This is a genomic window from Streptomyces regalis (assembly GCF_001509475.1).
GTDB lineage: Bacteria > Actinomycetota > Actinomycetes > Streptomycetales > Streptomycetaceae > Streptomyces > Streptomyces regalis.
In genome coordinates, this window is sequence record NZ_LLZG01000403.1 from 35,165 (window position 1) to 41,164 (window position 6,000).

At 70.7% G+C, this 6,000-nt stretch carries 7 protein-coding genes; 3 read left to right on the top strand and 4 right to left on the bottom strand.

Annotation, left to right across the window (positions count from 1 at the left end; translation table 11 throughout):
• Positions 1–36 precede the first annotated feature (36 nt).
• A complete protein-coding gene (der, locus tag ADL12_RS44055; RefSeq protein ID WP_062714092.1) occupies positions 37–1,515 on the top strand; it encodes a ribosome biogenesis GTPase Der in 1,479 nt (492 codons plus the stop codon).
• Positions 1,516–1,562: 47 nt separating this feature from the next.
• Here the strand turns inward: der and ADL12_RS44060 are convergent, their stop codons facing one another.
• Positions 1,563–1,916, bottom strand: a complete 354-nt coding sequence (locus ADL12_RS44060) for a hypothetical protein (RefSeq protein ID WP_062714094.1) — start codon at positions 1,914–1,916, stop codon at positions 1,563–1,565.
• 79 nt (positions 1,917–1,995) lie between these two features.
• A complete protein-coding gene (locus ADL12_RS44065) occupies positions 1,996–2,778 on the bottom strand; it encodes a hypothetical protein (protein ID WP_062714096.1) in 783 nt (260 codons plus the stop codon).
• A 537-nt stretch (positions 2,779–3,315) separates the two neighbouring features.
• Between ADL12_RS44065 and ADL12_RS44070 the strand changes: the two genes are divergently transcribed.
• Positions 3,316–3,978, top strand: a complete 663-nt coding sequence (locus tag ADL12_RS44070; protein ID WP_062714098.1) for a LysM peptidoglycan-binding domain-containing protein — start codon at positions 3,316–3,318, stop codon at positions 3,976–3,978.
• A 116-nt stretch (positions 3,979–4,094) separates the two neighbouring features.
• Positions 4,095–4,664 (top strand): transglycosylase family protein, encoded by a 570-nt coding sequence (locus tag ADL12_RS44075; protein WP_062714100.1) that lies wholly within the window; start codon positions 4,095–4,097, stop codon positions 4,662–4,664.
• Here the strand turns inward: ADL12_RS44075 and ADL12_RS44080 are convergent.
• Together ADL12_RS44080 and ADL12_RS44085 are read right to left on the bottom strand one after the other, a co-directional pair.
• Positions 4,597–5,274, bottom strand: a complete 678-nt coding sequence (locus ADL12_RS44080) for an ATP-binding cassette domain-containing protein (RefSeq protein ID WP_062714102.1) — start codon at positions 5,272–5,274, stop codon at positions 4,597–4,599. The two genes, ADL12_RS44075 and ADL12_RS44080, sit on opposite strands and share 68 nt — an antisense overlap.
• Positions 5,271–6,000 (bottom strand): ABC transporter ATP-binding protein (locus tag ADL12_RS44085; RefSeq protein ID WP_159053481.1); only part of this gene is annotated, 730 nt, incomplete at its 5' end. The genes ADL12_RS44085 and ADL12_RS44080, both read right to left, overlap by 4 nt.

Genomic DNA, 6,000 nt, shown 5'->3' on the forward strand with positions numbered 1-6,000 from the left:
TCCACCGATCACCACGATGAACGAGGTACGGACTTCATGAACGACCACATCCACTCCGAGGGCTCGCTCGAAGAGCACGACCACGGAGAGCTTGGCGATGCCGAGTACGCGGAGTTCATGGAGCTCGCCGCGGAAGAGGGCTTCGACCTCGAGGACGTCGAGGGGGCTATTGAAGCGGCCGGGCATGGGCCGTTGCCTGTCCTCGCCGTCGTCGGGCGGCCGAATGTCGGCAAGTCGACTCTCGTCAACCGGATCATCGGGCGCCGCGAAGCCGTCGTCGAGGACAAGCCCGGCGTCACCCGTGACCGCGTGACCTACGAGGCCGAGTGGGCCGGCCGGCGCTTCAAGGTCGTCGACACCGGCGGCTGGGAGCAGGACGTCTTCGGCATCGACGCCTCCGTGGCCGCGCAGGCCGAGTTCGCCATCGAGGCCGCCGACGCCGTCGTGTTCGTCGTCGACGCCAAGGTGGGTGCCACCGACACCGACGAAGCCGTCGTACGACTGCTGCGCAAGGCCGGCAAGCCCGTGGTGCTGTGCGCCAACAAGGTCGACGGCCCCAGCGGTGAGGCGGACGCGGCGTACCTGTGGTCGCTGGGGCTGGGGGAGCCGCACCCCGTCTCCGCGCTGCACGGCCGTGGCACCGGCGACATGCTGGACGCCGTCCTGGAGGCGCTGCCGGAGGCACCGCGCGAGTCCTTCGGCGGGGCCGGCGTCGGCGGCCCGCGTCGCGTCGCCCTCATCGGCCGGCCGAACGTCGGCAAGTCGTCCCTGCTGAACAAGGTGGCGGGCGAGGAGCGCGTCGTCGTCAACGAAATCGCCGGGACGACCCGTGACCCGGTCGACGAGCTCATCGAACTGGGCGGCAAGACCTGGAAGTTCGTCGACACGGCGGGCATCCGCAAGCGCGTGCACCTCCAGCAGGGCGCCGACTACTACGCCTCGCTGCGCACCGCGGCCGCCGTCGAGAAGGCCGAGGTCGCCGTCGTCCTGATCGACGGTTCCGAGTCCATCTCGGTGCAGGACCAGCGCATCGTCACGATGGCCGTGGAGGCGGGCCGCGCGATGGTGATCGCCTACAACAAGTGGGACACCCTCGACGAGGAGCGCCGCTACTACCTGGAGCGCGAGATCGAGACCGAGTTCGGCCAGGTGGCGTGGGCGCCGCGGGTCAACGTCTCGGCGCACACCGGCCGGCACATGGAGAAGCTGGTCCCGGCGATCGAGACGGCCCTGGCGGGTTGGGAGACCCGCGTCCCGACCGGCCGTCTGAACGCCTTCCTCGGCGAGCTGGTCGCCGCCCACCCCCACCCGATCCGCGGCGGCAAGCAGCCCCGCATCCTGTTCGGCACCCAGGCCGGCACCAAGCCCCCGCGGTTCGTGCTGTTCGCCTCCGGCTTCATCGAGGCGGGCTACCGCCGCTTCATCGAGCGCCGGCTGCGCGAGGAGTTCGGCTTCGAGGGCACGCCGATCCACATCTCCGTGCGGGTGCGCGAGAAGCGCGGCAAGAAGAAGTAACGGACATGACGGAAGGGCGGCCCGGTGAGGGCCGCCCTTCCGTGTGTTCAGCCTCTGCGCGCCGGCGGCAGCGCGGCCGGGACGTGATGCATCCCCGTGCCCCCCTGCGGGCCGATGTGCCCGACGCGCTGCCACTGAGGCTGCTGACCGCTGCCGTGCCGAGCGCTGTGCGCCCCCGCGCTGTAGGCGCTGTACGAGCTGCTGAACGACCCCGGGCGATGGCCGCCGTACGTGCCGGTACTGCGCTGGATGTTCCCGAATGCGATGAACCCCAGGTCCTCCTCACCGCTGCGATCACCCGGCAGCGAGCGGAAGGACTTGACGTACTCGGCGTAGAGCGCGTCGTAGATCGGCGTGGGCGAGGGGCCGCCCTGATGGCGGGGGACGTCGTATGCATGCACGTATGTCCAAACGACCCCGAGCCTGATGAGATGCGGTCGGACCGTGCCCCGGCGAGCAGCCTCAGCTGAACAGCCGCTCTCAGGTCCCCGCCAGAGGCAACGCCGCCCCGACCAACTTCCCGTTCGCCGCCGCCTTGTCCAGCGCCTCCCGCAGCAGATCCTCCCGGGGCTGACGCCCGATGGAACCCACCGGAGCCGCGAACATCAGCACCTGCTGGTGCTTGTTCGCAGCCGCCCGCCAACCGTCGGTCACCAGCAACGGCTGATGCGCCTGCCACCAGGCGACCGGCTGCCCCCCGTTGGTCCCCGGCTGCAGAACCGCGTGCAGCTGCCCCATGGCCAGCAGCACGGACCAGCCGTGCAGTACCGGCGGCACGTCGGCCAGCTCCGTCACCGGCATGAACCCCTGCTCGATGAGCAGCGGCAGGAAGTCGTCCCCGGCGCCGATCGCCCCGGGGCGCACGATGGGCCCGGTCGGCTCGACGACCAGGGCGGGGTGCAGTTCCCCGGCGATCAGTACCAGTCCGCTGGTCACGCCGAGCACGGCCTGCTCAGGCACGATCGTGTCCGGCTCGAGGTCGACCGTGTCGCCGGTGATGGACTTCACGGCGCCCTGCAACTGCTCCTCGGTGACCTGGACGACCTGCGAGGGCAGGCAGGTGGCGTGGGCGAAGGCGAGGACGGCGGTCTCGTCCCCGATGAACAGGACGGTGCTGGTGCGCTCCTGTTCGGAGTCGCCCGGGGTGCGACAGGACGTGCAGTCGTAACTGCCGGGGGCGTTCTCCCCGGCGAGCAGCCGGTCGGCTTCTTCGTCGCCGATCTCGGCACGTACCTCGTCGCTGACGTCGAGCATGCGCGGCACGGTTGGCTCCCTCGGGATGCGGTGCGTGGCGGGGCCGGGTGGCTCCCGGTCCGTGAACCGGCGGGTGCCGGGCTCATGAAGAAGACAACGGACGATCTGTGGCGGGAGTCACGCACCACGGCGAACGGAATCGAACCATCCACCGCACACGGTCACCTCGGGTGCGGAATCGCGTACTCACCGTCAAGTCCTTGGAGGCCCAAGGAAGTTGGTTGCGTGGGGTGCGTCACAGACCGCCGGGGTTGTTGGTCGACAAATCCTGAAATCAGCGAATGAAGTGGGTGGCCGGAAAACGACGATACCGGAGGTAACGGCTAACTGGCCTGGAATGACAAGGAGTTGGTTGATGTCGACCGGTCGCCCTCCCTACATTCCTCGGCCGTGTGCAACGAGCACCGCTCGGGTACGTCCGTCGGCCGCAACAAGCCAGCTCGCAGTACCGACTCCGGCGGACGGGGCGAGCGCGACTCCCACGCCCCATGGCGTGGGAGTGGCGTTCCGCCCTGGGGGACCCCGAGTCCTTCGAGAGGGAACTACATGTCCGAATGTGCCGATAACACTCACGGCAACGCTCTCAAGGCGCAGCAGGCTTCGAACCGGAGCCGGACTCGTACGACGGCGGCCCTCGCCGGGGCGGTACTGCTCGCCCCGCTCGGGCTGTTGGCCGCCACCGGCAACGCCGCGGCGGCGGACGGCGGAGTGTGGGACCGCATCGCCCAGTGCGAGAGCGGCGGCAACTGGCACATCAACACCGGCAACGGCTACTACGGCGGACTGCAGTTCGCCGCCTCCACCTGGCGCGCGTACGGCGGTACGGCCTACGCGTCGACGGCGGACCAGGCAAGCAAGGACCAGCAGATCGCAGTGGCCACCAAGGTCCAGCGCGCCCAGGGGTGGGGCGCGTGGCCGACCTGTTCGGCCCGGGCCGGAGCGTACGGGAGCGCACCCGCGGCTTCCATCGCCGGCTCGGCGCCCTCCACCAAGGCAGCCCCGTCGACTCCGTCACAGACGCCGGAGCGTTCGTCGGGACACGCGACCCGTGGCTCGTCCCGCGGTGACTACACCGTCCGTGAGGGCGACACGCTGAGCGGCATCGCCGCCCGGCACGGGACCACCTGGCAGCGGCTCTACGCCGCCAACAAGTCCGTCATCGGCGGTGATCCCCATCTGATCGTGCCCGGGCAGCGCCTCGAACTCTGAGCATCGCTCCCTGCCCCGGGCATGAAGCCCCGCCCGGTCCGCCGACCGGGTGGGGCACCGGCGGCCGTCGGACGCGCCGCCCCGGTCGGCCGCAATGAACTGCCTAGCGTGCTCATATGAAATGCACACCGCTCACGAGCGTCCTGGCCGCCGCCCTGTTCACCGCCGTTCTCCCGGGAACGTCGCACGCAGCGCACGCGGCCCAGCCAACACACCCCACGCGCCACATCCATACGGCGCCACCGGCCCCCGGACCACCGCCCAAACCCGCGGCGTACAGCTGTGCCAAGGACCAGTGGCCCTGGGGTTGCGTCGCCAAGTGCGAGAGCGGCGGCAATTGGCGCATCAACACCGGCAACGGCCACTACGGGGGACTGCAGTTCTCGCAGTCGACCTGGGAGGGCTTCGGCGGTGCGAAGTACGCCCCGCGCGCCGATCTCGCCAGCCGCAAGGAGCAGATCACGATCGCCCGGAAAGTGGTGGCCGTGCAGGGGTGGGGGGCCTGGCCGCACTGCTCCAGGCGGTACGGGCTCAAGGGCCGTATGCACATGGAGAAACCCAGCGTCACGGATCGGCTGACCGCGAAGACGTCGGAGCTCCTCCGGAAGGGCTCGACGCTCATCCGGAAGGGCTCGACCCGGTTCGGCGCGCTGCACGGCGCTCCCACTCGCCGGTCTCTCCGCTGAACACGACGGCGCCCCGCCGCAGTTCGTAGACGAGTGCCGCCTTGCCGCGCAGCACGCGCGGCAGGCGCTGCTCGGCGACGACCACACAGGCGTCGAGTTCGCTCAGTAGTTCGTACGTACGGGCAGCGACTGTCGGTGCCATGCCCTGCGCGGGCTCGTCCACGAGCACCACACGCGCGCGTGCCAGCAGGGCACGAGCGAGGGCGAGCATGCGCTGCTCGCCGCCGGAGAGGGTGCCGGCGCGGCGGGCGAGGAGGGGTTCGAGCCGGGGGTAGGCGTCGAGGGCGATGTCGTACGAGTCAGCCGCGAGTTCGAGGTTCTCCCGCACGGTGAGGGAGCCGAACGCCGCCTGCCGCTCGGGGATCAGGCACAGTCCGCAGCGGGCCCGCTCGTATGCGGGCATACGGGTCACGTCGGCGCCGTCCCACACCACCGCGCCGCCCGACAGCGGCAGAGTGCCGGCCAGGGCGTGCAGCGCGGTCGAACGGCCGGAGCCGTTCCGTCCCAGCAGAACGGTGAGGCCGGGGCCGGGGGCGGCGAAGGTGACGCCGTGCAGGGCCTCCAGAGGGCCGTAGCGCACGCGCGCGTGGCGCAGGGAGATCGTCGTCATACCGGGGTCTCCTGAGAGCCTGCGACATCGAGTACGCGGTCGGGTGGGCCGGAGGCGACGATGCGGCCGGCGGCCATGACGTGCACGGTGTCGGCGAGGTCGGCGACCAGGTCGAGGTCGTGCTCGACGACGAGCAGGGCCGTGCCATCGGCGGCGAGTGCCTTCAGGACCCGGGCCAGTGCGGTGACTTCGGCGGTGTCGAGGCCGGCGGCGGGTTCGTCGAGCAGCAGCACGCGCGGGCTGCCGGCGAGGGCGCGGGCCAGCTCGACACGGCGGAGTGTGCCGGTGGGGAGGTCTGCGGCCGGCATCGACCGTAGGGGGCCGTCGAGTCCGAGGAGCCTGAGGGCTCGCTCCACGGCTGCGGGGTCTCGGACTCGGCCTTGTTCGGCGCCTACGCGGACGTTGTCGGCCACAGTCAAAGAGGGGAACACGGCCAGTTGCTGGAAGGTGCGGGCGATGCCCAGGCGGGTGCGGGCGTGTGCGGGCAGGCGGGTGATGTCCCGGGTGCCGAGCAGGACTTGGCCGTGGGCGGGGCGGTGGGTGCCGGCCAGGCAGTGGAACAGGGTGGTCTTTCCGGCGCCGTTGGGGCCGATGATCGCGGTGATGTGGCCGGGTGGGACGGTGAGGGTGACGTCGTCGAGGGCCGTGAAGCCGTCGTAGCGGGCTTGGAGGTGGTGGGTGGTGAGGATGTGGGCGAGGGTGCGGCGGGAGATGGCCACGGCTCGG